Source organism: Pseudomonas viridiflava, assembly GCF_001642795.1.
In the GTDB taxonomy this organism is placed as follows: domain Bacteria; phylum Pseudomonadota; class Gammaproteobacteria; order Pseudomonadales; family Pseudomonadaceae; genus Aquipseudomonas; species Aquipseudomonas viridiflava.
In genome coordinates this window covers 26,454-51,839 of the sequence record NZ_LKEH01000030.1, presented here as the reverse complement: position 1 = coordinate 51,839, position 25,386 = coordinate 26,454, and the positions used below count along the sequence as shown (strand labels likewise).

The 25,386-nt window shown below is 58.2% G+C and carries 21 protein-coding genes; all 21 read right to left on the bottom strand.

The annotated features are described in order from the left end of the window. Positions 1 to 438, bottom strand: coding sequence for a hypothetical protein (locus tag AO065_RS17695; RefSeq protein WP_004882989.1), 438 nt, complete (start codon positions 436 to 438; stop codon positions 1 to 3). Positions 439 to 455: 17 nt separating this feature from the next. Then, positions 456 to 2,492: a type VI secretion system Vgr family protein gene (locus AO065_RS17690; RefSeq protein ID WP_004882988.1), complete on the bottom strand. Its 2,037-nt coding sequence runs from the start codon at positions 2,490 to 2,492 to the stop codon at positions 456 to 458. A gap of 21 nt (positions 2,493 to 2,513) precedes the next feature. Beyond that, a complete protein-coding gene (locus tag AO065_RS17685; RefSeq protein WP_004882987.1) occupies positions 2,514 to 3,521 on the bottom strand; it encodes a serine/threonine-protein kinase in 1,008 nt (335 codons plus the stop codon). Further along, positions 3,518 to 4,246 carry a PP2C family protein-serine/threonine phosphatase gene (locus AO065_RS17680; RefSeq protein ID WP_004882986.1) on the bottom strand — a complete coding sequence of 243 codons (729 nt, stop codon included), beginning with the start codon at positions 4,244 to 4,246 and terminating at the stop codon, positions 3,518 to 3,520. The genes AO065_RS17685 and AO065_RS17680 overlap by 4 nt, the downstream gene beginning before the upstream one ends. Beyond that, positions 4,246 to 7,773, bottom strand: a complete 3,528-nt coding sequence (tssM, locus tag AO065_RS17675) for a type VI secretion system membrane subunit TssM (protein WP_004882985.1) — start codon at positions 7,771 to 7,773, stop codon at positions 4,246 to 4,248. The genes AO065_RS17680 and tssM overlap by 1 nt, the downstream gene beginning before the upstream one ends. A 13-nt stretch (positions 7,774 to 7,786) precedes the next feature. After that, complete coding sequence (gene icmH / locus AO065_RS17670) at positions 7,787 to 8,662, bottom strand: type IVB secretion system protein IcmH/DotU (protein WP_004882984.1); 876 nt, start codon at positions 8,660 to 8,662, stop codon at positions 7,787 to 7,789. Positions 8,663 to 8,667: 5 nt separating this feature from the next. Further along, positions 8,668 to 9,999 (bottom strand): type VI secretion system baseplate subunit TssK, encoded by a 1,332-nt coding sequence (gene tssK / locus AO065_RS17665; RefSeq protein ID WP_004882983.1) that lies wholly within the window; start codon positions 9,997 to 9,999, stop codon positions 8,668 to 8,670. 2 nt (positions 10,000 to 10,001) lie between these two features. Continuing rightward, positions 10,002 to 10,502 (bottom strand): type VI secretion system lipoprotein TssJ, encoded by a 501-nt coding sequence (gene tssJ / locus AO065_RS17660; RefSeq protein WP_004882982.1) that lies wholly within the window; start codon positions 10,500 to 10,502, stop codon positions 10,002 to 10,004. A gap of 5 nt (positions 10,503 to 10,507) precedes the next feature. Then, positions 10,508 to 11,704 (bottom strand): type VI secretion system-associated FHA domain protein TagH, encoded by a 1,197-nt coding sequence (gene tagH, locus AO065_RS17655; RefSeq protein ID WP_004882981.1) that lies wholly within the window; start codon positions 11,702 to 11,704, stop codon positions 10,508 to 10,510. Positions 11,705 to 11,721: 17 nt separating this feature from the next. Then, positions 11,722 to 11,862 carry a hypothetical protein gene (locus tag AO065_RS17650; RefSeq protein WP_004882980.1) on the bottom strand — a complete coding sequence of 47 codons (141 nt, stop codon included), beginning with the start codon at positions 11,860 to 11,862 and terminating at the stop codon, positions 11,722 to 11,724. 87 nt (positions 11,863 to 11,949) lie between these two features. Then, positions 11,950 to 13,467, bottom strand: coding sequence for a sigma-54 interaction domain-containing protein (locus tag AO065_RS17645; protein ID WP_004882979.1), 1,518 nt, complete (start codon positions 13,465 to 13,467; stop codon positions 11,950 to 11,952). A 10-nt stretch (positions 13,468 to 13,477) separates the two neighbouring features. Further along, entirely contained in the window at positions 13,478 to 16,126 is a 2,649-nt protein-coding gene (gene tssH / locus AO065_RS17640) for a type VI secretion system ATPase TssH (protein WP_004882978.1), read from the bottom strand. 13 nt (positions 16,127 to 16,139) lie between these two features. Next, complete coding sequence (gene tssG / locus AO065_RS17635; protein WP_004882977.1) at positions 16,140 to 17,147, bottom strand: type VI secretion system baseplate subunit TssG; 1,008 nt, start codon at positions 17,145 to 17,147, stop codon at positions 16,140 to 16,142. Then, a complete protein-coding gene (gene tssF, locus AO065_RS17630) occupies positions 17,111 to 18,898 on the bottom strand; it encodes a type VI secretion system baseplate subunit TssF (protein WP_004882976.1) in 1,788 nt (595 codons plus the stop codon). Before tssF ends, tssG begins: the two co-directional genes overlap by 37 nt. A gap of 73 nt (positions 18,899 to 18,971) precedes the next feature. After that, a complete protein-coding gene (locus AO065_RS17625; RefSeq protein WP_004882975.1) occupies positions 18,972 to 19,349 on the bottom strand; it encodes a hypothetical protein in 378 nt (125 codons plus the stop codon). Next, positions 19,346 to 20,197 (bottom strand): hypothetical protein, encoded by an 852-nt coding sequence (locus tag AO065_RS17620; protein WP_004882974.1) that lies wholly within the window; start codon positions 20,195 to 20,197, stop codon positions 19,346 to 19,348. Before AO065_RS17620 ends, AO065_RS17625 begins: the two co-directional genes overlap by 4 nt. A 4-nt stretch (positions 20,198 to 20,201) precedes the next feature. Further along, positions 20,202 to 20,708: a PAAR domain-containing protein gene (locus AO065_RS17615; RefSeq protein ID WP_004882973.1), complete on the bottom strand. Its 507-nt coding sequence runs from the start codon at positions 20,706 to 20,708 to the stop codon at positions 20,202 to 20,204. A 10-nt stretch (positions 20,709 to 20,718) separates the two neighbouring features. Then, positions 20,719 to 21,126 carry a type VI secretion system baseplate subunit TssE gene (gene tssE / locus AO065_RS17610; RefSeq protein ID WP_003413694.1) on the bottom strand — a complete coding sequence of 136 codons (408 nt, stop codon included), beginning with the start codon at positions 21,124 to 21,126 and terminating at the stop codon, positions 20,719 to 20,721. Between the two features lie 13 nt (positions 21,127 to 21,139). Then, on the bottom strand, positions 21,140 to 22,618 hold the full coding sequence (tssC, locus tag AO065_RS17605) for a type VI secretion system contractile sheath large subunit (protein ID WP_004882972.1): 1,479 nt from the start codon (positions 22,616 to 22,618) through the stop codon (positions 21,140 to 21,142). A gap of 28 nt (positions 22,619 to 22,646) precedes the next feature. Continuing rightward, the gene (gene tssB, locus AO065_RS17600) at positions 22,647 to 23,153 is read right to left on the bottom strand and encodes a type VI secretion system contractile sheath small subunit (RefSeq protein ID WP_004882971.1); all 507 of its coding nucleotides are present in this window, start codon (positions 23,151 to 23,153) and stop codon (positions 22,647 to 22,649) included. A gap of 32 nt (positions 23,154 to 23,185) precedes the next feature. Next, complete coding sequence (gene tssA, locus AO065_RS17595) at positions 23,186 to 24,742, bottom strand: type VI secretion system protein TssA (protein WP_004882970.1); 1,557 nt, start codon at positions 24,740 to 24,742, stop codon at positions 23,186 to 23,188. Positions 24,743 to 25,386 lie beyond the last annotated feature (644 nt).

The following is a 25,386-nucleotide window of genomic DNA, read 5'->3' as shown; positions in this document are numbered from 1 at the left end:
TCAAAGTGAATAATCTTTGACTTCGTCTAAAAACCAGCAGCTGCTCAACTTGAAAACGTACAAGACTTGATAGTCTGTATCAGGTTTTTCCAGCTTAATCGTGGCTGTTTTCTGGTCATTATCAACTACACCAAGCGTAAGCCCACGCTCCGTACGTACACTCTTTTCAGGGATGAGTGGGAACGACGCATTTTCCTTGGCAACCAGCTGAGTTTCCTGCTTGGGCTCTGGTTCAGCATCTACTGTCACTATTTTTTTAAGAGGAAAAATAGTGAATTGCTTCTGAATGGCCGCGTCCTCTGCAAATACGTCCACAAATTTGGAAATATCCTTCGAAGGGCAGAGTACTTGCCCACTGCTAGCCGCCTCAGCCCCCACAGTGAAAGTACTAAGTAGCAAGAAAGCTATGGCAAACCGTAGAACCAAATTCTTTTTCATCAATAAATCCTTGTTCTTTACTCAGAAAACACAAAAAAAGCCTTCGGCTCAACCTTCTCGGGCGGTGCATTCACCAACGCCTGATCCATCAAACTCCCCGCCTTGTCCTTATCCACAACCCCAGGCAATACCGGTGGTTTGATGCCGATCCCGGTGCCGTTCCCTGCGGAGCCACCAGCATTGACCTTGACGATCGGTCCGACCATGGTGATTCCGCCGGCGTCGAGCTTGATGAAGCTTCCACCCGCTTTCACGGTGAGTTCCACGCCCGCTTCGATGACGATCTTCTCACCGGCTTTCAGGTGGATCTCGGTGCCTGCACTGGTCAGTTGCGCGGTGCCCAGTTTGACGTGCTGGTTTTGCGCGACGGTCAGGTGGTCGTCCATGCGGACTTCGGTTTTGCGGTCGGCGTAGGTGGTGCGGTGTTCTTCGGCCTTGAGTTCGGTGTAGGTGTTCTTTTCAACGGTGTCGTGGCGTTCGTTGCCAACGCGGATTTTCTGGTCGTGCTCGATATTCTCGTCCCAGTCGCGCTGGGCGTGGATGAAGATCTGTTCAGCACCTTTTTTATCTTCGATGCGCAGTTCGTTGTAACCGCCGCCGCCCGGCGAGCTGAGGGTCTTGAACACCGTGCGGGTTTTGTTGGTGGGCAGCGGGTACGGAACCTGGTTTTCCTTGTGGTACAGGCAGCCGGTCACCAGTGGCTGGTCCGGGTCGCCCTCAAGGAATGACACCAGGACTTCCATGCCGACGCGCGGGATGCTGATGCCGCCGTAGCGGTCACCCGCCCAACTGCTGGATACGCGCAGCCAGCAGCTGGTCTTGTCATCGGCAAGGCCTTCGCGGTCCCAGAAGAACTGGACCTTCACCCGGCCATACTGGTCGCAGTGGATTTCTTCGCCCTTGGGGCCGGTGACCACGGCGGTCTGGCTACCGAGCACGCGCGGTTTGGGGTGTTCCAGCGCTGGGCGATAAAAGACGGCCCACGGGGTCGCCAGGAATCGATTGCGATAGCCCTGGTGGAAGTCGTCCTTATTGTTGGTGGTGTCGCTGGTGACCGACTCTTCGAGCACTTGCGGCTGTTTGCCTTCATGGAAGATTTCGGTCAGCAGCCACAGGTCGTTCCACTCGGCACGAGGGTGCTCGGATAGCTGGAGAAAATGCCCGCTCTTGAGCGCGGTCTGATCGCCCCAGCCGTCGGCTTGCTGGTAGTCGGCACGATGACGCTCCAGCGCTCGCTGGCTCAGGAACTTGCCACGTGCGCGATCAATGAAGCGGCCCGGATAGTCATAGTCCTCCAGGTCCGGCTCGTTGCTTTCGTTGGCGGGCTTGTAAGCGGCTTCAAGTTGCAGTTTCGGCTTCTCGAAGTCGTAGTCGCGTCGGGTCACGCGGCCTGTGCGGGTTTCCAGGCGCAGCTTGAAGCCCTTGATGACAGGCACGTCAGCGACCAGACCGCTGCCTTGTACATACGCCGTGGGCTCACCCAGCTTGGGGAAGACGGTCTGGTCATCGCCGAACACCAGTACATGCCCTTCCTGGCTGTGCTGGAAGTGGTAGTGAACACCCTCTTCCTCGCAGAGTCGCTGCACGAAATGCAGGTCGGTTTCATCGTATTGCACGCAGTAATCACGCTCAGGGCACGGCTGGCCGAGCTGGAACTTGTAGCCGTTACCCTTGATGCCGTGCTCTTCCAGGATCAACGCGATGATTTGCTGCGCCGACATCTGTTGATAGATACGCTGGTTGGTACGGTGATGCAGATACTGCAACTGCGGCACCAGAGACAGGGTATAACGCGTCAGACGCTTGCCCGCGTCCCCCTGGGCTGCGCGGTAGATCTGCCCGTGGATGCCATTACCCTGAGGGTCGAACGCCAGAAACGCCTGCTTGTGCAGAAGCGCTTCCAGATCGATGTCCGGGTTTTCGCTGACCAGTTCCAGGTCGAAACGAAACGGCTGGCTAATACCTTCAGTACCTGTAAACGACAGCACCTGCAGATCGCCCGAGAAGTCTTTGACGGTCAGGCTGAAGTGCGTTTCGTTAGATGGATTGAACATCATTTGCTCCCTGTTCGGTCGTCATCCGTTACACCATGGCATCAAGCGTTGCAGCCTGGACGAAGTGACGGCGAAAGCGTCACGCAGTTGTTTGGCGGTGATCTTGCGATCCCGTGCATCGAATGTCAGTGCCGTCCGCAACGCAGGCCAGCAGTGTTTCGGTAAATTCCCCGGGGCCTTCAGCTCACGCTCAAGACGCTCGTCGCGGGCCTGGATCGATGGCAGGCGGCGAAACGGATGCTTGCCTCCCGCCAATTCGAAGATTACGCAGGCCACACCGTACACATCGGCACTGGCTGACAGTGCCTGGCCTTCCAACAGTTCCGGTGCGGCGTAGCCCGGCGTCCAGGCATTGAAACGGTCGCGACTCAGATGAGGCAATCCCGGCATAACGCCCTCCTCGGCCTGGCCAAGTCCAAAGTCGAACAGGCGCACGCCGTCTTCGCTGAGCATGACGTTGCTGGGTTTCATGTCGCCATGCAGCACACCACGAGCATGGGCGTAGGCCAGTGCATCGAGCAGCGGCAGCGCGATGTCACGCAATTCTTTCCACGGCAGGCCAAGAGGCCGCTCGCAGAGCAGTTTGTCCAGGGTCAGCCCACGCATGAGTTCCATGGTGATGAAAGCCCGCTGGCACTCAGTGTCCACTTCGAACGTGTGCAAGCGCAGCACGTTGTTATGGCGAAGGCGTCGGGTCAGGGCGAACTCGCTGTAAAGCAAGGCACTGGCGTCCGGCGACTCGGCAAATTCTTCGCTGAGGATTTTCAGCGCAACATACGGATCAGGCTCGCCGAACTGTTCGCTCAGCAAGTCCCGTGCACGGTAGACCGTGCCCATGCCACCGGCACCCAGCAGACGCTCGATACGGTAACGCCCCGCCAGCACCTCGGGCATCTCACCGATACTGGCCTTGGTCGGTGCCAGTGCAGGTTCGGCCTTGTGCGACTTGGCAAACGCAAAGTAGGTCAGGTTGTTGTCCTGCTCCTCGTTCACCTGCAGGTCGTCGGTCGGTCGCATGAGCTCAGTCATTTGCGGATCACCACCGCCGTCAGATTATCCCGCGCCGAGCCACGCAAGGCGCCATCGAACAGGCGCTCCAGCGCGACCTGGGGTGCGGTCAGACTCAGGGCGCTACCCAGTGCATCACTGCTGAGTCCTTGGTACAGGCCATCGCTGCACAGCAGAAACGCATCACCGGGATATACCTCCAGTTCCAGTACATCCAGGGTCAGTTGTTCTGCTGCACCAACCGCACGCGTCAGGGCATGCGCGGCAGGATGGGCGCGGGCCTGCTCGACGCTCATTTTCTGCTCGTCGATCAGTTGCTGTTGCAGTGAATGGTCCTTGGACAGCTGATACAGGCGCTGTCCACGCCATAGATAACAACGGCTATCGCCCGCCCAGATGCAGGCGGCACGATTGCCTTCGACCATCAACGCCACCACGGTGCTACCCATGATGCTGTCGTGGTGACCCGCAGTGACCGTCAGCTCCTGACCCAAACGGCGGTTGAGCCAGTGCAGACATTGACGAATGCCCTTGAGGCGCTCGTCAAAGCCTTCCTGCACCGGCAATTCCGCCAGACTGGCGACGATCAACTGGCTGGCGACATCACCACCCTGATGACCGCCCATGCCATCCGCGACCACCCACAGCCCATGCTGTGGGGAGTCCAGAAAAGCGTCTTCGTTGCGCGCCCGAACCTTGCCGGCATCGGTGCGCGCAGCGCTGCGCCAGGGGCTGGCTACCAGCATCAAAGCTGCCCCGGCATACGGAAGCTGCGCAGCGTACCCATGTCGAACGGGTTAGGCGTGCGCTGGCTGGTCAACAGGTAGTTGGCGCGCAGACCACCCACGTCGGCCTTGAGCACCAGGACGTCACGCCCCTTCAGGTATTCGGTCTGCATCAGATCGAACAGGCGGAACAGCGACCATGGGCCGGTGTTCTTCTCGAGACCCAGCGGACGGCCAGCCATTCTGTCGAGTACCAGACTGGTGCGACCGTCTTCGGCATCAGTAGGCCATTTGAACGACACCGGTACGATCGGACCATGACGGTATTCAATGGTCTTGTCGCCAAACTTGAACTCGGAGCGGCTGACAGCCGGGTCGAGGGTGTAAGGCTCCAGCTTGAACTGCACTTGCGGTTCGGCAGGGTTGTCGGCAAAGAAGCTCTGACGGATCACCAGTGCCGAGGCCATCTGGTCGAGGTAGACCTTGGAAACCGGCAAGGTGTAACCATCGACGCTGCGCATGCGGTAGTTGCCCGGATCGCCACTGACGAACGGACGCATGTAGCTGTCGAAGAAGCGATCGGCAATACCCTGAGCCTTGAAGAATTCACGGAAATCGCTGATTGCCACGTCGCTGGCGCTGTGGGCATCGAACGGATAACGCTTGCTGATCGCCTTGCCGTAGAAGCTGTACAGCTCACTCTGGTAGCGCTGGTTCAGGTATTGATAGGCATCGCCCAACACCAGACGCCAGGTGTCTTCTGCCAGCACGTTGAACCACACACCCACCGGACGTGGCAGACGACCGGATGTCGTGCGCAGGTTGCTCAGCGCATCACGCTGACCGCCCATGCGGTTTTTGGCCATCTCGAAAGCAGCCTGATCCGGCGAGCTGGAACGGGCCAGGCTTGCCATCTGCAGTTGCAGCTCGTTGAGCGCGGCCAGAGCCGGGGTCAGGTCGGCAGTCGGGCCATTGTTGTCATCCAGCAAGCGATGCAATGGCTCGAAGCGGCTTTGCAGAGACTTTCTGGCGGTATCCGGCAGGTTTTTCGCCAACGCATCGGATGCCTTGCCCGCTGCAGCGGCCGCCAGCTTACCGAGCTTGCCGCCATTCTCCGCCAGTTGGCCTGCTGCATCAGCGGCCTCATCAGCCGTGTCGGCGACCACCGGGAAACGGGTGTTCTCGCGCACTTCAACCAACATCTGGATGATCGGCGAGTTGGCCGACGTCAGACCTGCCAGTTGCTCGGCGCCTTCGCCGAAGTCATTGATCGCAGGCAGTTGAACCTGGCCTACCGCTTCACCCCAATAGTTGGCGTAGTCACGGAAGTACAGCTGCTCCAGTTCAACCATCAGACGACGCAGGTCCATGGTGCTCAGACCAGCACCTTCACCCAGAACCCAGTTGTCGCTCAGGATATCGGTGACCAGTTTCGTGCCCTGAACAGAGAAGTACTGCTGGTAGCCCTGTTGGGTGTAGAAGCCGGGGATTTTGTAATCGGTGCCGACAAACAGTGCGCCCTGAGGACCAAGGTGCTGGCTCAAGGTGTATTCCGGCAGATTACGGGCCTGCTCGCGCAGCATGCGGTAAACCACAGTCGCCAGGGACTCGCTGCGCAGAATCTGACGCGCCTGAGCCACAAGTGGATCATTCAGCGGGTAGCTGAATGGCTGCTTCAGCAAACGATCAAAATGGGTGTTCAAGCCGTTCTGTACCGCTGTATTGCCGGTATAGCGCTGAGACCATTCGGTGGCGACCCAGTCCTTGAGCCATTGCGCGTCGCGGCGATCCGTCATGTTCAGCATCAGGTATGCACGCAGGCTGTTGAGCAGGCGGTCGCGATCCTTGGTGTTGGCGCGGATCTGGCTTTCCAGCAGGTTCGCTACGCGGGGCAGCAACTGATCATGAAGCTCGCGCTCGTAAGCAACCCTGACCACCGGGTTGACCTCTTCGCCCTGATACAGACCAACACGCTCGTGGTAACTCACATCGCCTTTTTCGGGAAATACCTGAGTGGCCGCGTAGCTTGTGTCGAGCGTCTTGAGGACCGCCATGGAATCATCGCGGGCGGTCAGTGCCGAACGCTGCTGCGTCCAGTTCTGGGCCAAATTGCGCAGATTCTCCAGGCGTGAATAGTTTGCAGAGAACCCGCCTGCCCAGAGCACGCCAAACAGCGCCAGAGAAGCAAGTGCCCCCACGTACAAGGCACGCTGGCCCCAATGAATACGGCTGCGCTCGCGCTTGTCCAGGCCAGCAAGATCGGCCTCTGGAAAGATGACACGGCTGAGCAGGTGATGGATAAACCGTGACCGGCCGCTGCGCAGGGTTGGCAGCACGCCAGCACTCATGCCCAGATTGGCACCGATACCTGCGGTGGTGGCGTCCATTTCCTCTGTGAGATGCGGTGCGCTGGTCAGGTAGAAACCGCGCAGCTGGCTGACACGCTGGTAGCGGTTGCCAGTGAATGCGAGGTCAACAAACAGACACAGGCGTTCGCCGATCTGCCCCAGTCGATGCGGGAAGTCGAGAATGCGGCCACGGCGTTGGGTATCACGCTCCTGGTGCATGCGCATGATCACCTGACTGTTCAGGCGACGCAGCAACTCCTCGAACTCGGTACGCAGCACCGCGACATCGGTGCCCTTCTGCTCTTTGCGGAAGCTGGTGCCGAGGACCTGATCGCTTTCTTCACGCGTCAGTTGATCGAAGAATTCGTCGAAACCCAACAGACGGTCGGCTTTGCTCAGCACCAGATAGACAGGCACATCGACGTGCAGTTTCTGATGCACATCCTGCAAGCGCGCACGCACCTGACGAGCCAGTGTTTCCAGGTGCTGCTCGCTGCTGTTCAGCAGGGTTTCCACCGGAATGGTCACCAGCACACCGTTCAGCGGACGATTGCGACGACGTTTGCGCAGCAGATCCAGCAAGGTGCTCCAGGCACTGCCATCGACTTCGGCATCCGGCTGGGTCAGGTAGCGGCCAGCGGTGTCGATGAGCACGCCGTGATCGGCGAAGTACCAGTCACAATGGCGAGTGCCGAGGGTGTCGCGGGTCAGCTTGCGTTCGATCTTGTTGATCGGAAACTCGAGGCCCGAAAAATCCAGCAGACTGGTTTTGCCACTGCCCTGCGGACCAATCAGCAGGTACCACGGCAAATCACTGCGCCAGCGCTCGCTGCGACCACGATACAGGCTTGAGGTCTTGAGGGTTTTCAACGCGTCCTTGAAGCGCGTTTTCAGCTCTTTCTGCTCTTCGTCGATCTGCTCTTCACGGCGGATACGATCCTGGCCATCTTCGCTTTCTTCGAGGGCTTTCTTGCGAACACCCGCGCGCCAGCTGACGAACACCATCGTCAGGCCCCAAATCAGGAACAGCACGCTGATGGTCAGCAGGCGCGAGGTGGAGCTTTCCCAGAACTTGTAATCATCAACCGCCAGCAGCGGCCCGACGAACCACACCAACAACGCAACGAACAGCACCAGCAGCAGCGTCCAGACCCATGTCTTGCGCAGGAATGCGCCGACTTTCTTGAAGAAGTTTTTCATCATGCGTCCCTGTTTACGGCTGCGACTGCGGCTGGACCGCGGCCGGATCAAACGGCTGATAAGGTTGCAAAACGGTTTCGCGCTGTTCACCCAGTACCCAGGCGAAGCCGAAATACATCACCGCCAGGCAGACCAGGGTAAACAACACCACCATCCAGGCAGGCACGATGCGCACCAGACTGCGGCGCTGATTGTTCAAACCTTCCCAGTGAGGTGACAGTTCGCGAGGCACGTCGCCGCGCAATTGGCGAATCTGGCGATACAGCGCATCGCGGATGCCTTCAAGCTCGAGCATGCCGCGCGCCTGCACCCGGTACTTGCCCTCGAAGCCGAGCGACAGACACAGGTACATCAACTCCAGCATCGGCAGATGCTTGACCGGGTTTTTCGACAGCCTGTCGAGAAGCTGGAAAAACTTTTCGCCCCCGAAGGTTTCGTTGTGGAAGCTGCTGAGCAGGCTCATCTGCGACCACTCGCTTTCGTTACCCCACGGGGTGGTCACCACTGCCTCGTCCACCACCGTGCACAACACGTAACGGGCGGCCATCACCTGGCTGCTTTCAGCACCGTTGTGCAATGCGCGGACTTCAAACAGTTTCAGGCCGGCAGTCAGTCGCTCGTTGAGCGCGTACATGTCTTCGCGGGTGTCGCTGTGCTTGAGGCGTACCACTTCCGACAGCAGATCGGAGGCAGCCGCGACCAGCGAATTGAGGCTGATGTTGAAGGCCTCGGCCGGGCGCAGACGTGCCGCGTAGATCATGCGCTCTTCCAGTTGCTCGAACCGTGGCGGCGCAGCGAAGTCCGTCAGCGGGCTCGCGGCCGGGCCGTGGCCCTGGCGGTCGAGCAGGACGGTTTTATCGTCCTGGTTGTAATCCGTGTCCTTGCTCATGTCGGTCAGTTCCTGATAGCCCAGAATTTCAGTTCAAGCTCGGCGAATTCGCCGGACACGTGGAACGCGAAGCCGCCGGAGCGCTCGAGTTGTGCCAGGTCTTCGGAACTGAGTTCGAGGATGAAATAGGTTTTGTTGGAGTGGAACGCGATCTGCCGCGGGGCCACCGGTAGCGGTTTGACCTTGATACCTGGCAGATGCAGGTTGACCAGTTGGCGGATACGCTCCACAGGACCGACCTTGAGGTGCGCCGGCAAACGGTGGCGCAGCTCTTCGGAGTCGCAGTTGGCGCTGGCTGCCAGCACGAACGACGCCGAGCCCAGCAGTTTGTGATCGTGCAGCGGCGATACGATGATGCCGTACTGACGGGCCTGCAGAACCAGCTCGATGGCGTGCTGCTCCAGCACCATGGACAGCACCTGACGGATCGCCTCCATCAATTTGCGGAAGCTGGCACCCTGATCGCTGTGCTGATAACGGCTGTCCAGACGCGGTCTCTTGCTGTCACTGGAGAAGGTCGCCAGATCGCCGAGCATGGTCAGCAGCGTGCGATACAGCTCTTCAGGGTGTACTTGCTCAAGGCCAAGATAGTGACGCAGCAGCAACTCAGTGCGGTTGATCAGTTGCAGCATCATGAAGTCGCCGACTTCAGCGCCACCCACCTTGCCATTGGAGCGAATCCGGTCAGCGATCGTGTCGCCCCGGTGGCTGAGCATGCTGATGACTTCCTTGAGGCACGACAGCAGGTAGCTGGACGCGTGAGCCTGGATATAGGTCGGCACAAAATCGGGGTCGAGGCTGATCACGCCATCCGGCGTGGTATCGAGCACTTCGCAGACCTTCAGCTTCACGTAAGCCTGGTCGCTCTGCTGCTGGCCGAGCAGCAGTTTGAAGTCGGGACGACCGCAGCTGACCTGACTCGAAGAGTCATCGCCCGCGTTGGAGTCGGACACCTCCGCCTCGTAAGCGGTGTAGCGCGCCAGCACATCGGACTGCTCCGGACGACGCGATTCGATGTGGTTACCCGTGACCAGCGGCAGTGCGAGATAAATCGGCGTATTGCCGGTGTTGGGCGGCACGTCGAGCGCCAGTGGCTCGGTGTTGCCTCCCAGCTCGAACAGGCTGCCGTCCGGCAGAATTCCCGAGGCATTGCTGATGACCAGCTTGCCCATATTGAGAAACTGCAGGTCGATGTCCAGGCTCAGAAAACCCCAGGTGTAGCTACCCAGCAACTGGGTACGGGTTTTCATCTGGTGATCGTAATAGCGATCGTTGTGCTGGAAGTGCTGCGGGCGCAGCAACATGCCTTCCTGCCAAATGACTTTATGGGAATTCATGGTCAGTCATCTGCCTTGGCGAGCGGTTCATTAGTGTTGCGAATGCCGTTCTGGTCGAGCGTCAGATCGGCGTCAGTGATCTCTACCGGCGTCACTTGCAGCGTGTAGCGCCATCTGCTGTCCGGCAGGTCCCGATAGGCTGCAAGAACGCCGACGTAGCGGCTGCCTTCCTGCAGGCTGAGCTTGAGCTCGACGGTTTCACCCGGACGCAGTTCCAGTTCCTCGGAGGCAACCATGTCTGGCGCCAGCGACTCCTTCGCGCGTTCATACAGGCTGAAGAAGTCCGCGTTTTCAAACGCCACCGGGTGCTTGAGTTCGAACAGTCGCACGACGACAGGCGACGGGCGACCATTCAGATCCGGGTTCACCTGATCGCTGGCGGTCAGCTTCAGGTTGAGTTTGGTGACGTGTGAATACGGCGACAACGTAGAGCAGCCAGCCAGCACCACCAGGGCGGTCAGCGCAGCCAGCATGTTGAAGAAAGCAGTCGAGCGGCGAGACATGCGTATCATCCTTGGTGGTCAGTGTGGAGTGTGGAAATCAGACGAATCTGCTCTTCGTAGGCCTGAGCGAAATCGCGGGCCAGAAGGCGCTCGCTCCAGTCGGTATCCTGGCGCAACGCCTGGTGATAGCGGCCATAGGCTCTCCAGCGGCTTCCGGAGGTGGCAATCAGCGGCTTGTTGTCGCGCTCGAAACGCAGCGTGAGCTGTTGCGGAGAGAAGTGTTCAAGCGTGCCGCGAACAGCCGCGCGGCTGGCTGTGAGCAAGGCGACCTGATGGGCCTGCAGATCACGGAAGGCGCGCGATATCGCCTGATCGGCCGGCAACTGTCCGGGCTTGTTGCCGTGCAACAGAATGTCCAGCGCTTCACCGGCATCGACGGCAAACTTCAACGGGTTTTTCTGCGAGCCTTGCACCGTGGTCTGCGCCAGACGCAATTCGTTCTTGAGCTCGCTGCGCGTGCGCAGGCTCTGCTGCAAACCGCCGACGCTTTGCTTGAGCAAGCGCGCTGCGTTCAGAGCCAGAGCCTCTTTCGCATCGTGGTCGAGCCCTTTGAGGTCAACGCCCAGCGCAGCCCCGAATTTTTCCCAGAAACCGTCAGACTGACGCTCGACCGGTGGCGGGGCTGGCGCAGGTGCGGGCTCTTTTGGAACCTCGACCAGTTCCGGCACCAGCAGGCTTTCCATATCGATACGTGCATAGTCAGCGCGTTGACGGCCGTCATCAATTACGTTGCTGGGTGAAATCAGCTCTTCGATTTCCGAGTAAACGCGCTCCTGCTGATCAAGCGCATTGAGCGGATCAAGATCGAGGAATGCGTCGTCCGGAATGATGCTGCCAGCCGCCTGAGGGCGACCGACTTCCACGTCGAAGGCTGCCGGGTCGCGTACCAGTCGGGCACGGATTTCGAAATCACCGAGAATGTATTCACTGCCGTGCTCGATGCGTACCGCTTCGCCCTTGCGCAGACGCGTGCCATTGGTGCTGTCCTGGATACCGTTGCTGCTGGTATCGGTCAGAAAAAACGAGCCGTCGCGATAGCTGATCAACGCGTGATGATTGGACAAGTGCCGTTTGCGGTCCGGGATGATCCAGTCGCAATCGTCCCCCCGGCCAATCACGCCGCCAGCCTGTTTGAAGGTCTTTTGGCACAAGTCAGTGGGCACGAACTGCTTGGTGTTCAGCATTTCGAAAACCAGTTCCATAATGATGCTCCTTGCGGTCACTTGCCGCGGTTGACCGCCTGCGGATCACCCAATGGGCGATAGGTGTTGTCGTTGAATTTGTAATTGCCGCTGCAGCCCCCGAGGCCGCATAGAACGACAACAGTGAGCAGGACGGCTTGCCAGTGACGAACAGACATCAGAGGGTCTCCAGAAGTGAGCAAAAAGCGCCGCCCCTTTCGGGGAGCGCTGTCAGAAGCGAATAAGGTGAAAACAAGTGCTTTTGCCTACCCATTGAAGTCACCCAGATTGATATTCAGGCGCCCAAGGCGGTAAAGCAGCGTGCGCCTCGGCAGGCCGAGTTCACGCGCGGAAAGGGTCTGGTTGCCATCGTTCTTGCGCAGGCAGTCGAGCAGCAGGCTGCGCTCGACCTGTTCCAGCCGCTCGCGCAGATTGAGGCTGCTGTCCTCGGGCACAGCGTCCGGGCGCAGAGAGAAATGCTCGGCCAGCAACTCATTGCCCTCACACAAGAGGACTGCACGTTCGACCAGGCCTTTGAGTTCGCGCACATTGCCGGGAAACGCATAACCGGAAAGGTGATCAAGGGCCGCATCCGACCAGCGCAACGCACCGCGCTGCAGGAACGCACACGTCTTGTCGGCGAAGTGCCGGGCCAGGTCGAGAATGTCTCCCTCACGATGTCGCAGGGCTGGCAGCTCAATGGGAAACTGCGCGAGTCGGTAATACAGGTCCTCGCGGAACTTGCCTTCGCTGACCATCACAGCCAGGTCCCGGTGCGTCGCGGCCAGGATGCGCACGTCGATCTTGCGCGTGTCGTTGGAGCCCAGCGGGCGAATCTCGCCCTCTTGCAGCACGCGCAGCAGCTTGGCCTGAAGCGACAACGGCATGTCGCCGATTTCGTCGAGCAACAGCGTGCCGCCATTGGCAGCCTCGAACAGCCCGGTGCGATCACGATCAGCGCCCGTGAACGCGCCTTTGCAGTAACCGAACAGTTCGCTCTCAAGCAGGTTCTCTGGAAACGCGGCACAGTTCTGAACGATGAAGGCCTGAGAGCGACGCGGACCGAAGTCATGAATCGCCCGCGCAACGACTTCCTTGCCGGTGCCTGTCTCGCCGCGCAGCAATACGGTGTAAGGGCTGTGCAACACCTTGCTGATCATGGAGTAGGTTTGACGCATGCTTGCGCTTTTTCCGATCAAACCGTATCCGCTGATGCTCGGCGTGCTGACCACGGCCGGTCGCACCTCATCCACAGGTTGATGCAAGCGTTGCAGCAGGTTGAGTTGACCCAGTGCGAACGAACCAAACTGACCGAGGGAATCAGCAAACCCCTGCAGATCGACATGCCGGTGGCTCGCACACAACAACACGCCTTCAACGGCCTGCTGATGGTTGATGACCGGCACACACAACAACGACTGCCACGGTGTGCTTTGCGTCGGCAGAAAACTGGTTTCGTGCAGGCTGCCGCTCAGTTCGCCCAGACACACCACGCGGTTCTGGCAAAGGGCGAACTGCAACAACTGCTCGCCGTTGTAATCCACCGGCAGGCCTGCGGCTTCCCGTGGTTGCAGGATTCCGTCCAGGCACTCGGCTCTCATTTTCAGGCAGGTGTGAGTGGCATCCAAAAGATAAAGCTGTGCCAGCTCGCAGCCGCTGAGTTCAGCAAGACCGCGCACAAAATCACCCAGCAATTCGGCGCCGTTGGCCGCCCTCGCCAGGCTGGCGAACTGCGCCAGCAAGGCTTCGGCGTACGCCAACGGCTGCGGCATCTGAGTGAACATCACGCCCACCTCAGGCAAACTCGCAAGTCACACTGCCGGAGCTGTCCAGCGTGGCATGAACACGCTTCAGACTTTCTCCGGTAGCCATGGCGTCGAGCAAGCGGTCAGCGACCAGCGGCAGGACATGAAGGTCCAGCAGGTGGTCGATCAGACGCGCACCGCTGTCGCTTTGCGTGCAGCGCTCGGCCAAATGATCGACAAGGTTCTGGCAGTACGTGAACTCCAGCTGACGACGGTTCAGACGCTCGCCCAGACGACCGAGTTTGATTTCGATCAGCTCGCGCAGCACCGGCCCGCTGACCGGGTAGTACGGCACCACGCGCATGCGCGCCAGCAGCGCGGGCTTGAAGTGCTTGCTGAGGACCGGGCGAATGGTTTCTTCAAGCACTTCGGCGGTTGGCCGTGCGCCGTCTTCGCACAAGGCGCTGATCTGGTCGCTGCCCAGGTTCGAGGTCATCAGAATCAACGTGTTGCGGAAATCGATCTCGCGGCCTTCGCCGTCGTTGGCCACACCCTTGTCGAAGATCTGATAGAACAGGTTGAGCACGTCGGGGTCGGCTTTCTCGACCTCATCGAGCAGCACGACCGAATACGGCTTCTGACGCACCGCTTCGGTGAGCATGCCACCCTCGCCATAGCCCACGTAGCCCGGTGGTGCACCGATCAGGCGAGAAACGGTGTGCTTCTCCTGGAACTCGGACATGTTGATCGTGGTGATGAAACGATCACCACCGTAAAGCAGATCAGCCAGCGCCAGCGCGGTTTCGGTCTTGCCGACGCCGCTCGGGCCGACCAGCAGAAACACGCCTACCGGCGCATCGGGTTTGTTCAGACCGGCAGCGGTCGCACGCATCGAACGGTCGAGGGCATGAACAGCCTGCTCCTGACCACGGATACGAATACGCAGGTCCTTGGCGAAGCTGGCCACCTTGGCGTTGTGCTCACGAGCCAGTTGCGCCAGCGGTACACCGGTCCAGGCACTGATCACTTCAGCCACAAGGCGCGGGCAGACCTCGAAGCTCACCAGTCGCTCCTTGACCTGCAGTGCGGTCAGAGCCACGTGCGTTTCGTTCAGAGCAGCGGTCAGCGCTTCGACGCTTTGCGTTTCATCCAGCGCCACGGCCTCGATGACCGTGCCCTCGTCGTCCTCTTCGATTTCAACGGTCGGCTCGACAGCGGCCGCTTCACGGGCCTTGGCCAGTTGCTGACGCAGTTCCAGCAAGCGTTCGGCGAGCGTCTTCTGTTCAAGCCACAACGCTTCCAGCGCAGCCCGCTCTTCTTCGGCAGCTTCCAGACGCGTTTCCAGCGCTTCCAGCGCCTCGTGATCGATCAGCAGACCGGCTTCGGCGTCACGACGGAGTGCCTGACGCTGGCGACCGCCTTCAGCCAGTTCGCCACGCAGGCGCTCGAGGCTTTCCGGAGCAGCGGCAAGACTGATGCGCACGCGGGCACACGCTGTATCGAGGACATCAACGGCTTTGTCAGGGAGCTGGCGGCCAGCGAGATAGCGGGCGGACAGCTCGGCGGCGGCAACTACGGCGTCATCGCGCAGGTAGATGCCATGGCTCTTCTCATAGACCTGCGCCAGGCCGCGCAGGATCGTGACGGCTTCGCTGACGGTCGGTTCATGCAACTGAACAGGCTGGAAACGACGGGCCAGCGCCGGGTCTTTCTCGAAGTACTTTTTGTACTCCGCCCAGGTCGTGGCAGCGATGGTACGCAGTTCGCCACGCGCCAGCGCCGGCTTGAGCAGGTTGGCTGCATCCGAGCCACCCGCGTTACCGCCCGCACCGATCAGCGTGTGGGCTTCGTCGATGAACAGAATGATCGGCTTCGGCGACGCCTTGACCTCGTCGATCACACCTTTGAGACGACGCTCGAATTCACCTTTGACGCTGGCACCGGCCTGCAAGAGCCCCATGTCCAACGACAGCAGTTCTACGCCCTTGAGCGCCTGCGGTACTTCACCCGCTGCGATGCGCGATGCGAGGCCTTCGACGATGGCGGTCTTGCCGACGCCAGCCTCACCGACCACGATCGGATTGTTTTTGCGGCGACGAGCCAGAATGTCGACCATCTGCCGAATCGCGCCATCACGGCACAGCACCGGATCAAGCTTGCCGTCGCGGGCCTGCTGCGTCAGGTTGTGAGTGAAGCGCTCCAACAGCGACTCGCCTTGGGCAGCCGGTTTGCCATTGGCAGGCTGCTCCTGTTGAGACAAGGCAAACTCTTTAAGTCGATCGATATTCAGCTTGGCCAGCAAAGGCTGATAGCGGCTGCCTGCGTAGCGCATCGGGTTACGCAGCAGTGCAAGAATCAGCGCGGCCTGCTCGACCTGGGTCTGGCCCAGTTCAAGGTTGGCGACCAGCAGGGCGTCCTGCAGCCACTGCACCAGTTCCGGAGCAAATACCGGGTTACGCGAGGCGCTGTGCTCAACCCGAGATTGCAACGAGGCGCTCAACTCGCCAGCGTCCACTTCCGCATCCTGCAGGGCGCGCGCGAGCAGACCTTGCGGACGCTCAAGCAGCTCCAGCAACAAATCTTCAACCAGAATCTTGCTGCCGCCACGGGCGACGCAGCGCTCCGCAGAACTTTCCAGATCACGGCGGGTTTCGGCGTCCAGCGCTTGAATCAGTTGTTGCAGGTCTACGTTGCTCATCAGTCATTGATCCTTAATGAATTTTGCTGCCCAGGGTCACCACGCCGTCCGCTTTCTCGCGGCCGAGCCAACTGGTCCATCCCAGGCGACAGGCGTTCTGTTCACCGATACGCAACTCGCGGATTTCTTCCTGGCGCAGAACCAGTCGAATGTCGTAGTCGAGCGGGTCACGCAACGTGAACCGCACCAGCGCGCACAGCGGTTGATAGCCGAAACCGATCGGCAGGAATTCGTGAAAGCGTTGCCAGTCCAGCTCGCGGATGTGAATGCGAAACTTGCCGCTGCGGTCGCGCACGTGATCGCCCAGCACCAGATCCTCACCGAGCATGCTGTTGGCACGTCCCAGACGATTGCGCTGTTCGTCGAGAATTTCCACCCGGCGCTCGATGCACTGCTCGATGGTCAGTTCGGCATGTTTGAAGTAATAACGCAGCACCGCTTCGATCAGCGCAGCCGAGTGCGCACGCAGGCTGAGCAGGCCCAGATAGGGCAACAGGCGTTTCCAGTTCAGCTCCTGAGCGCGCCGAATTTCTTCGCCGCCCAGGCCGATCAAGGCAAACAGTTGTGCCGAAAACGGATCGAGCGCGCCGCTTTCAAAACTGGCGCGGTAGCGATACTTCTTCCAGATCGGCAACATCAACCGTTGCAGGCGATGGTGGAACAGGTCGAGGAAATTACGCGTCGGGTTGCCGTCTTCGCTGTCGCCCAGCGCCTGCTCACCGTAGAACGCCGGCAGTGGCGAACCCGAACCGACCAGACCGATCAGGTTGAACTGCATACGCGCGCGCAAATGCCCGTGCTCGTGGAAAAACTCCACGCGACTGACGTCACTCGACGGGAAGCCAAGGCTCGGGTTGGCCTGAAACTCCAACTGGTCGTACAGGTCGTCTTCGCTCAGGTGCGGGTGTGCATCGCGCAGCCGGTCGACAACCAGCAGCACGGCCTGAAACAGCGAGTACTCGCGTATACCCAGGGTCAGCCCGCTTAAAGCAGGGGCTGGAGGCCCATACGTGGTGTCCATTGGTACACCTCTCCCTGTGTGCTTTTTACCCGCAGCTCGTGGTACGAATTGAGGCTGGCGTAAAGCGCAAAAAACTCGTTGAGAACCGAAGCGAACACAAACATGTCGCCTTCGCCGATATACCCCTCAGGGTCGATGGTCAGCTCAGTGCGCAGTCCGCGTACCGGCAACCCTCGGTGCAATCTGTCCACGTGTTTGTGCTTGATCGATTTCAAACCGCCCAGCAGGCGCTTGCTGACCTTCTCCGCATGCTGGTCGTAATAGCGCGGCAGATCGTAGGTTTCGAGAATCACCTTCAACGCATTGACGTCGGCCAGCGACAGGTAGTTGAGCGACATGTTGCTGATCAGCTTCCAGAGGAAGTCACGGTTCAGCGGTGGCGCGAAGCTGGACGTGGCTGGCGTGATGTTGCGGAAACTCAAGAACTCCGGCGTGTCTTCGCAGGCCTGGTTGATATCGCCCAGTTTGAGTTTGCGCGGCAGGTTCTGATTGGTGCACATCAATTCGATCGACAGGGTTTCATGTGCTTCGATGTGGCGAATACCGAAGCTCAGATAAGTGTCGAGACCGTCGTGCAACAACGAAGAACGCTGGCGAATACTGTAGTGCGGACGGCTATTGGGCACGTCGAAACTCGGATCGTGTTCGAAGGATTCGAATGGCACATAGTCCTGATAACCGAGACCACCCGGCTTCCAGCCAGTCACGGTTTCAACCGAGAACACTCCGCAGGTTTCCAGATCGTACTCGGCGGGCAACAGCAGGTACTCGTCCTGCTTGCCATCGAGGCGGATCGGCAACGCGTCATGCTTGAACAGATTGACGATCGGCGTGCAATACAGCTTCACGTTGTCCAGCGTGGGCCGCAGGCGCTGGATCCCGCTCTTGCGAATATCGAAACGCAACTCAACGCCGCGGACTTGCTTGAGTGTCTCTTCAGGTAACGCGTTAAGCAGATCCAGGCCATTGATATCGACGAACAGGAACTTGTCCTGAAACGCGAAGTATTCCTGCAGATAGCGGTAGCCGCGAAAGGTGTTCAGCGGATATGGGATCAACGCTTCTTCTTCGGCAAAACCTACCGGCTGCACGCGGTCGCCCGGCATCTTGAACGCCATCGGCGTGCCGTTGACGCCATTGATGGGTTTGCCAGCGCCGTCCAGAGGAATCAACTCGATGCCATCAAGGTTGCGCAACAAGCTCAGGTACAACATCTGGCTGATGTAACGTTCGCCCGCAAAATGCAGACGCAAGCGGCTCAGTTCCAGCTCACCCAGGTGACCCTCAGCGCTCATCTCCAGACGCAGGCTCAACAGCGAACCACCGCCCTTGACCGAGTAGTTCAGCGCCGTCAGATCCAGTGCCTGAACCTCGGTCGGATAGCACGTGCGGAAACGGCAGCGCACATCATTGATCGGCAGGCTCTCGACCGGCGTATCGCGTTCGACCATCAACGCAGGCCCCGAACGCTTCAACGGATCGAACTGCAAAATGCTAAACGCAGGCAACGGCCGCATGTAATTGGGCCACAGCAAATGCATCAACGAATGGCTGAGCTCCGGCAGCTCGTCATCCAGCTTCTGGCGCAGCCGACCAGTCAGAAACGCAAAGCCCTCGAGCAACCGCTCCACATCCGGATCCCGCCCGGCCTGCCCCAGAAACGGCGCCAACGCAGGACTACGCTCGGCGAAGCGACGACCAAGCTGGCGCAGTGCAGTGAGTTCGCTTTGGTAGTAGTGGTTAAAGGACATGTCTGGCTGCCTGGGTATAGATTCGTTTGATGTGCACTGAAGCTGCTGAGAGCACGACCATGGAAAAAGAAGTTTATTTGAGGGCCCGAGAGAGCCAAAACCGTTCAAACTTGCCAGCCACCACAATTGCCAGAGCAGTAAGCCCACCTGTCAAAGCGCTATAAGCTAGGGCTCGAATGGGGTAAAGTGGTAATAGATAGACCAATATCAACACAACCATGAAAGCAACAATGCACCACTTAAAAATTTGCCGTGGAATGACGGCAATCACTATATTCAAAAAAACAAACAAATAGAAAACCATGTACATGGCAATTCCAATGGAAGCGCCACGAGAGGTCAACCCGCCAAAAATAACTTTATAGAGAGAAACCCCATAGTAATTAGCAACGACATAAATGACGCAGGCAAAAAAATGTATGAGCACGCTTCGTGCTATCCTGGAGATCATTTTTTCCACTCTCCATACTTATCTACAGAGCCTTGCGTTATAGAGGTTCTCAATTTTTGGTCAGAGGCGACGCGGTACACAGTGCTCGTCACAATATTTTCGCGATAGCCCATTCGGCCCGCAAATACTCTTACCTTTTCAGTGCGCAGTTCAAAATTCTCGGAGGCCCATAAGGCACCGCGCAGCACCATGTAATTATCGTACTCATTGGTTTTGTCCTCCGTTGGAAATATAGGAAGACCATCACCATACTTCATACCTGTTTCAACGGTTTTCTTAATAGCAGCTTCCGCAAGCTTGGTTTCTTCAAGGTATAAACGGTAGGTATCAGTGGCGAAAGGGATCTGTCCAACGCCATCAGCCCAATAGGGTTCGCCTTCGATCATTACCATTAAAAATCCAGCCCCCCCTTCTGAGCTGTTTTTCCAATCGCCGGGCATGTTAGGAGCAAAGCTAATTGACATTCTATCAACAATCGAAAACTTTATAATTTGAGCCCAAGTCATTTGCTTATAGGCATTGTAAGCATCGGTACCAGCCGTGCTGGACTCAGGATTCACCCAACACTTTTTACGGTAATTATCCGCCAGCGGTTCAAACCATTGAATTGCTTCTGCGTACAGTTTCTCAGCCTTCATAATTCTGAACTGAACATCTGATGCATTTGGTTTTAGAGCAAAAAGAGGTACACCATTTCCTCTCGTTATCAGCCACACACTGGGCAAAGGAAGCTTTTTCGGTTCTTTATCTTCACTTGGCGTCGTTTCGGCTTTAATTTTTAACTCCGTTTTCCCATCGGAGGTCTCGAATATGTGCGCGGAGCCATCGATAACAATAGAGGTTTCCACGCGCTTACTCCGCCGAAACGTAGATGTTAACCATCTCGCCTTGTTTACCGGTGGAGAAACATCCTGTATTACCGGTTGCTGACGTACAGCCTGCTTTCTCTAGACCGCTATCAGAAACCATTCTGTAATTCAGATTCGTAACTGGCTGGCCATCCACAGTATGAAAAGCAAAAATACGGTTAAAGACGCCTGGAATAACTATTGCTTCGGGCGCCACAAACGCCGCAGGCGTGTGCGAATTACCAATAATCACCGTCCCGGACCCGGCTGTGACCTTGTTGCCATGGGTCCCGACGGAGTCAACCGTGGCGGCCGGTTTTCCGTTGATCAGAACGGTTGTCGCCAAACCGCCCGACATCGCACCACCACATGCCGAGGCATCGCCTTGGCGGGCGGCCGGGAGGCCGTCGAAAAACACGTCGCCGGAGCCAGCGGCGATAGGATTGGTACCGTGGCCGGGGAGCGGGCAAGCCGTGGGGTCGGTGACGCGTGCTGCGGGTTTTCCGGACATAGGAATCTCCTTAGTTGACCTTCACTTGACCGCTACCATCCAGGCGAGCGGCGAAACTGACCTGACGCTTGAAACCCTCAACTTCCAGCAGCCCTTCGATGCTGAAGGACAGGCGAAGCTGATCGTGATCACGCGGCAGGGAAATGACACGCACATTGCTCAGGCGCGGCTCGTAGGCTTCGATGAAGCTTTCGATGGCCAAACGGGCCTGACTCAGAGAGTCGTGCAGGCTCAGACGCATGTCATTGAGATCGGGTAGCCCGTAGTCGGACAGCGTTTGCACGCTGCCCGCACGGGTGCTGAGCATCTTGGCCAGATGGGCAGCCACGGACGCCGTGGCGGAAACCTCGCGGCTCCAGCTGACGCGTTTTTCCGCATCGCCATTCAGGCGTTCGAAAAGGCTGCCGTATCCAGTCATGAGTGAGCTCCGTTTACTCTTTGTCCAGCTTGCCAACCAGCGACAGGGTGAAATCAGCACCCATGTACTTGAAGTGCGGACGCACGTTCAGGCTGACGCGGTACCAGCCAGGCTCGCCTTCGACGTCGCTGACGGTGATCTGGGCGGCGCGCAACGGGCGACGACCACGCACTTCGGCGCTCGGGTTTTCCTGGTCGGCGACGTACTGACGGATCCACTTGTTCAGTTCCAGCTCGAGATCGGTACGCTCTTTCCACGAACCGAGTTGCTCGCGCTGCAGCACTTTCAAGTAGTGAGCCAAGCGGTTGACGATCATCATGTACGGCAGCTGGGTGCCCAGCTTGTAGTTCAGCTCTGCAGCCTTGCCTTCAGCGCTGTTGCCGAAGAACTTCGGCTTCTGCACGGAGCTGGCGGAGAAGAACGCCGCGTTGTCGCTGCCCTTACGCATGGTCAGGGAGATGAAGCCTTCCTCAGCCAGTTCGTATTCACGACGGTCGCTGACCAGAACCTCGGTAGGGATCTTGGTCTCGATTTCGCCCATGCTTTCGAAATGGTGCAACGGCAGGTCTTCAACCGCACCACCGCTCTGCGGGCCGATGATGTTCGGGCACCAGCGGAACTTGGCGAAGCTGTCGGTCAGCTTGGTGCCGAACGCGTAAGCCGTGTTACCCCACAGATAATGCTCGTGGCTGTTGGCAACGGTTTCCTTGTACACGAACGATTTGACCGGGTTTTCTTCCGGATCGTACGGGTTGCGAAGCAGGAAACGCGGAACGGTCAGACCGACGTAACGGGAGTCTTCCGACTGGCGGAAGCTCTGCCATTTGGCGAACTGCGGGCCTTCGAAGTGATCTTTCAGATCTTTCAGGTCCGGCAGGCCGGTGAAGCTTTCCAGGCCGAAGAATTTCGGGCCGGCAGCAGCAATGAACGGTGCGTGAGACATGCAGGCTACGCTGGAGACGTACTGCATCAGTTTCACGTCCGGCGAGCTTGGGGACATGAAGTAGTTGGCGATGATCGCGCCAACCGGCTGACCACCGAACTGGCCGTATTCAGCGGTGTAGATGTGCTTGTACAGGCCCGACTGCATCACTTCCGGCGAATCTTCGAAGTCTTCCAGCAAGTCATCCTTGGAGACGTTGAGGATTTCGATTTTGATGTTTTCACGGAAGTTGGTGCGATCGACCAGCAGTTGCAGACCACGCCACGACGATTCCAGGGACTGGAAGTCAGGGTGGTGCAGGATCTCGTCCATCTGACGGCTGAGCTTGGCATCGATCTCGGCAATCATGCGGTCGACCATTGCCTTTTTGACCGGCTCGTTGCCGTTTTGCGGCTTGAGCAGTTCTTCGATGAAGGCCGATACACCACGCTTGGCGATGTCGTAGGCTTCGTCGTCACGCGTCAGGCTGGTCTGGGCGATGATGCTGTCGAGAATGCTTTGTTCGCCTGTCTCAACGTTTTTTTGCTTTGCTGTACTGTTGCTTGGCATGGGTTTGACTTCCTTGGCTGATAGGGACTCAGGCGTCTGGGGCTGGCTGCTTCAGGCCCAGTTCGCCCAATACGCGACCGCGGGATTCGTCGTCGGCGAGGACGCTTTCGATGGCTTTGCGGAACGCAGGCGCATTACCCAGCGGGCCTTTGAGCGCCACCAACGCATCGCGCAGTTCCATCAGCTTTTTCAGCTCCGGCACCTGTTCAACCAGGCTGGCCGGGTTGAAGTCTTTCATCGAGTTGACACGCAGCTTCACAGGCAGCTCTTCCGTTACGCCTTCTTCATCCTGAAGACGGTTCGGTACGTTCAGGGTCAGCTCTAACTCCTGCTTGGCCAACACTTCGTCGAAGGTCATCTTGTCGATGCTGATCGGCTTGCGATCTTCAACTTTGCGCTCGTCCCTGCGATGGGTGTAATCACCGATTGCCAACAACTTCAGCGGCAGCTCGATCTCTTCCTGATTACCGCCGGTAGCGGGTTTGAAAGTGACGTTGATGCGTTCCTTTGGGGCTACAGAGCCTTCTTTGGCCATGGCTTTTCTCCTTTCGGTTGTGGCCCTGGGGCCTATTCGAGTACCACTTCGAGGTCTAGGTGGCACAGCCTGCGATAAATCTCTTCCTTGCGTTCGCGCACTACATGGTTCTGCGGTAACAGCTCACAGCAGCTATGCAGCAGATGCAGTACTTCCAGTGCAAGATCGGGCTCCCATGCATGAAGGCCCGATTCCTGTAACGTCTGATCCAGCGTCTCGAGTTGCGCCTTGGCCAGTTCGTATTTCTTGGCCACAAAGCACAGCCGGGCCAGGGCGAACTGCCAGAAAAATCGAGCGCGTCCGCCCTGCGCCTTTTGCAGCCCCTGCTTGAGAAGCTGCACGGCGGCTTTCAGGCCGTCCTTGCGCAGAATGGGCAGCGCCGCTTCGAGGGCTACTTCCCAGGCTGGCTGGGTATCGGCAACTTCGACCTTGCGCGGTGCGCTGTTGGTTTGCAGGTGCGGCATGACGCTTGCGGTGACCCATGCCCGGGTAGCCGGATCGGCAAAGGGTGTGCCGTCGTGATAGCGCAGTTCGATGATGCCGGGCAGGCGCTGAAGCAGAAGCGCAAAATGGATTTCCACTTCGCGCATGGCCATCTCGGCGTTCAGTCCTTGCAGGCACTCCCACGCCATGCGCTGGCCGTCGAACCAGAATGGCGCCTTCGCCAGACTCGCTTCCAGTTCGACCAGAAGATCGGCATATTTGGCCTGATCGTAGCGATCCTGATAGGCCTTGAGCTTGTCTGCAGGCAACCCGCGCAGAGCCGTGATCTGCTCGGCGTTTCGCTCGGGGATTGCATCGATCGGCAGCCACAGCAATGTGCGATTGAGGCGCAAGGCTCGCAGATCGCTGGCCTTCTGTTTAAGCCACCAGGCACACAGAGGACGTGCGTTTTCCTGCTGGGCACGCAGGGCCTTGTGCGCTTCCTTTTCGTTATCGATAGGCGCGCCGGGCGTGAACAGCTGTGTGGCCGCCTGTTTGACCTGCGCAACCGCTGCACCAACCACGCCTGGCTCCGGCTGGTTGTCAGCCGCGCGCTGGACCATGCTTTTCAGACGGCGGGAAATCGGCAGTAATAATGGAGCGTCGTCACCCAGATGCTCAGTGCACGCTTTATCGAGGCCTTCAAGGTGTTCGACCAGACGCCGGAACATTGGCAACTGCTCTTTGATCGCGACGTTTTCGTTAAGCACCTGCTCGAGACGCGGCACCAGCCAGCCGACGGCAGCGGCGCGCGTGCGGGCTTTTCTGGGATGAATATCAGCCCAGTGATGTTCGCAAAGGTGGTGCAGAACACCGAGTCCGGCCAACAGTCCTTGAAAGGACTCTCGCTGGTAGAGCGCCCACGCAAGCCATGCGCCTACGCGCAAGTCCTTGGACTGAGTGCGAAGCAGGCTCTCACTGTTTTCTCGAATTTTAAGCCAGTCGATCTGACCGGCTTCGTGCATGGACTGCGCTTTACCCAGCTCGCTTTCCAGTGCCTCGAACTCGACCGAAAAGCGCACGTCCTCTCCCGCGAAGTTTTCAGCGGAAACAGGAACTTTGGCAAGTTCAAGGTAGTGGGCAGAAAGTTTGCTTGAGTAGGACATCCTTGACCTTCGATTACGACGACATCCGTTGGGCCATTAGAGGGTGCGATGGCATAAAGCGCCAAAAAGCCTCGACCACGCGGCTGGCCGGTCGAGAGTCTTACGCTTTCAGAGGTCGGAATCTTACTCACGGAGATGGCCACTAGCAAGCATTCGATTAAACATCAAGGAGACGCGTTTTCATTTTCTGTAGGAAATTTCTTTTTATAACGAAAACGCATTGCCGAGCCGCTCGAAATGCACCTTGACCAGTCGCCTGAAAGCAGCGACACAGAGCCTTTTCAGCAGAAAATTCTGTTATGGGATGTCTACGCGACGGAACGAAAAAGTTGAAAAAATAAATGCGAAAATTTCATAAAAAAATAATAAGGTTGTATGACACACATCATGAGAACTAGGTTTCAAACTGCACCCAAAAAGATGCAATAAATTTCATAAACATCTCTATGACTGGATTACACACCAACTACACGAAAAAGCATCATATGGCCATCATGCGCAAGAAATGGCGNCCTCCTTTTCCCACGCCATGTCAGGTAACTGCCTGATTTACAGACGCTGCCTGCAAGCTGGCACGAAGCTTGATATCTGCAAGGCACCCTCCGGGCGATTTCGCCTCCGGGCACCTTCACTTATTCAGCAAG

Bases quoted from the DNA above. Each gene is read 5' to 3' on its own strand.
- AO065_RS17695 (WP_004882989.1), bottom strand. From the start codon at position 438: ATGAAAAAGAATTTGGTTCTACGGTTTGCCATAGCTTTCTTGCTACTT.
- AO065_RS17690 (WP_004882988.1), bottom strand. From the start codon at position 2,492: ATGTTCAATCCATCTAACGAAACGCACTTCAGCCTGACCGTCAAAGAC.
- AO065_RS17685 (WP_004882987.1), bottom strand. From the start codon at position 3,521: ATGACTGAGCTCATGCGACCGACCGACGACCTGCAGGTGAACGAGGAG.
- AO065_RS17680 (WP_004882986.1), bottom strand. From the start codon at position 4,246: ATGCTGGTAGCCAGCCCCTGGCGCAGCGCTGCGCGCACCGATGCCGGC.
- tssM (WP_004882985.1), bottom strand. From the start codon at position 7,773: ATGAAAAACTTCTTCAAGAAAGTCGGCGCATTCCTGCGCAAGACATGG.
- icmH (WP_004882984.1), bottom strand. From the start codon at position 8,662: ATGAGCAAGGACACGGATTACAACCAGGACGATAAAACCGTCCTGCTC.
- tssK (WP_004882983.1), bottom strand. From the start codon at position 9,999: ATGAATTCCCATAAAGTCATTTGGCAGGAAGGCATGTTGCTGCGCCCG.
- tssJ (WP_004882982.1), bottom strand. From the start codon at position 10,502: ATGTCTCGCCGCTCGACTGCTTTCTTCAACATGCTGGCTGCGCTGACC.
- tagH (WP_004882981.1), bottom strand. From the start codon at position 11,704: ATGGAACTGGTTTTCGAAATGCTGAACACCAAGCAGTTCGTGCCCACT.
- AO065_RS17650 (WP_004882980.1), bottom strand. From the start codon at position 11,862: ATGTCTGTTCGTCACTGGCAAGCCGTCCTGCTCACTGTTGTCGTTCTA.
- AO065_RS17645 (WP_004882979.1), bottom strand. From the start codon at position 13,467: ATGTTCACTCAGATGCCGCAGCCGTTGGCGTACGCCGAAGCCTTGCTG.
- tssH (WP_004882978.1), bottom strand. From the start codon at position 16,126: ATGAGCAACGTAGACCTGCAACAACTGATTCAAGCGCTGGACGCCGAA.
- tssG (WP_004882977.1), bottom strand. From the start codon at position 17,147: ATGGACACCACGTATGGGCCTCCAGCCCCTGCTTTAAGCGGGCTGACC.
- tssF (WP_004882976.1), bottom strand. From the start codon at position 18,898: ATGTCCTTTAACCACTACTACCAAAGCGAACTCACTGCACTGCGCCAG.
- AO065_RS17625 (WP_004882975.1), bottom strand. From the start codon at position 19,349: ATGATCTCCAGGATAGCACGAAGCGTGCTCATACATTTTTTTGCCTGC.
- AO065_RS17615 (WP_004882973.1), bottom strand. From the start codon at position 20,708: ATGTCCGGAAAACCCGCAGCACGCGTCACCGACCCCACGGCTTGCCCG.
- tssE (WP_003413694.1), bottom strand. From the start codon at position 21,126: ATGACTGGATACGGCAGCCTTTTCGAACGCCTGAATGGCGATGCGGAA.
- tssC (WP_004882972.1), bottom strand. From the start codon at position 22,618: ATGCCAAGCAACAGTACAGCAAAGCAAAAAAACGTTGAGACAGGCGAA.
- tssB (WP_004882971.1), bottom strand. From the start codon at position 23,153: ATGGCCAAAGAAGGCTCTGTAGCCCCAAAGGAACGCATCAACGTCACT.
- tssA (WP_004882970.1), bottom strand. From the start codon at position 24,742: ATGTCCTACTCAAGCAAACTTTCTGCCCACTACCTTGAACTTGCCAAA.